Below are 1,633 nucleotides of genomic sequence, written 5' to 3'. Positions count from 1 at the left end.
TATAACAGCTAGGGTGGGGGAAGGAGAGTAGATTATAACGACAATTGAGTAATGGGGAGGGATAAGTAACCCGGTTTCTATCAGAAACCGGGTTTCTGGATGTGAAATTAACATCCCTGCATCTAATTTGCCTCTTGATACGTCTAGACTTGGGTAAGAGATATCCAAGGGGGAAAACAGATGAAGCTACCCTACTTCATGAGAAACTTACGGATTATGCGGCTGTTATTCCAGCCTATCTTTCTGATTTCCTTAGCACTCCATGGGATAGTGCTGATGCTACCCGCGCCATTTGATTTAGAGAAGCCAAAACCACCGAAAAAAGAGGAAACCGTTAAAATTACAAAGTTACCTGCAACTGCCAATTCCTCGGCTCAGGTTTCTCCTGAATCTTCGCCCAAACCAACTCCTGAGTCTTCCCTTCCAGAGCGTCAGTCAGCTTTTCCCCAGATGCCTCTTGCCCGCCCAGTGTTTGAAATCAATGATTCACCAGATACTCCCAGGAATCAAGAAGTAGTTAATTCTCATAACTCTCAGACAAAGAAACAGAAAAAATTTAAACAACAAAACCAATCTAACAAGTTACGAGATTCACAAGATAATTCTGGCGAATCACGAGATTCACAAGATAATCCTGGTAAGTCACGAGATTCACAAAATACTTCTGACAAATCGCGAGATTCACAAGATAATCCTGACAAATCACGAGATTCACAAAATAATCCTGGTAAGTCACGAGATACAAATGAAGGAAATAATACACCGCCGCAGCCTGTGAATTTTTTTGAACAATTTCCCCGTTATCCAGGAGCAGAAAAAGGTTCCGGTGGTGTATTGCGATCGCAATTTGATAAGGCAGCTTATATCTTTAATACAGCCAATAATTTGCGAGATGTTGCTTTATATTTTGAAAGAGAATTAAAGAAAAACCCTAACTTTAAGGGTACTAAACTTCTCACTACTAATGAAAGTAATTTTAAACTATATGAAGTTTCTAACGCGACAGGTACTGAAACAAAATACCTACACTTAATTGTCAAAGATGGCAAAACAGCTATTTATCTTGAGTCGGAAAATTACACCATGGCTAAATTGATTGACGCTCCGACAGAAGATCGGGAATATCAAACGTTTATCTCCCATTTATTTGCAGTAATTGATCTGTTCAAAGGTAAGTATAATCTTAAAGATTTTCAGCCAGACACAGATTTAGAAACTCTGGAAGAAAAAGGTAAATTTACAGACAACAATTTTTACTTAAAAGGAGCCAGAAAAACTACATCAGATAGTCTAGTTTCTAACGATCAACTTCTTGATACCTTCAACCAATACCTAACAAATAACAAATTAGAACCATTATTGAATGACGGTAATTACGGCGGTGGTACTGTTTACAAAATCAAAAGTGGTAAGTATGAAAGCTATATAGTTTTTGTCCCGACAAAAGATAAGAAAATCGTTATTATTTGGTCTAAGGATAAGCCAAATTAGTTAGCGGTAGGTTGGGTGGAACGATAGTGAAGCCCTCCCCCTGGATGTTGGAGATAGTTGGGTTACCCAGCGGGAAGCAAACTACGTTGGCTCAACCCAACCTACTTACTCCCCACTCCAAATAACCCACTCCCCCCTCCCC

Annotated in this window: 1 protein-coding gene; it reads left to right on the top strand. The window is 39.4% G+C overall.

Going from position 1 to position 1,633, the window contains the following annotated elements:
* Positions 1–180: 180 nt before the first annotated feature.
* Entirely contained in the window at positions 181–1,491 is a 1,311-nt protein-coding gene (locus NJ959_RS29215; protein WP_254015267.1) for an MSCRAMM family adhesin SdrC, read from the top strand.
* Positions 1,492–1,633 lie beyond the last annotated feature (142 nt).

It is taken from the genome of Limnofasciculus baicalensis BBK-W-15 (assembly GCF_024178385.1).
Taxonomy (GTDB): domain Bacteria; phylum Cyanobacteriota; class Cyanobacteriia; order Cyanobacteriales; family Coleofasciculaceae; genus Limnofasciculus; species Limnofasciculus baicalensis.
This window is presented reverse-complemented; position numbering and strand designations above follow the sequence as displayed.

What these genes read in the sequence shown, in the direction of transcription:
- NJ959_RS29215 (WP_254015267.1), top strand. Translation starts at nt 181, where the DNA reads ATGAAGCTACCCTACTTCATGAGAAACTTACGGATTATGCGGCTGTTA.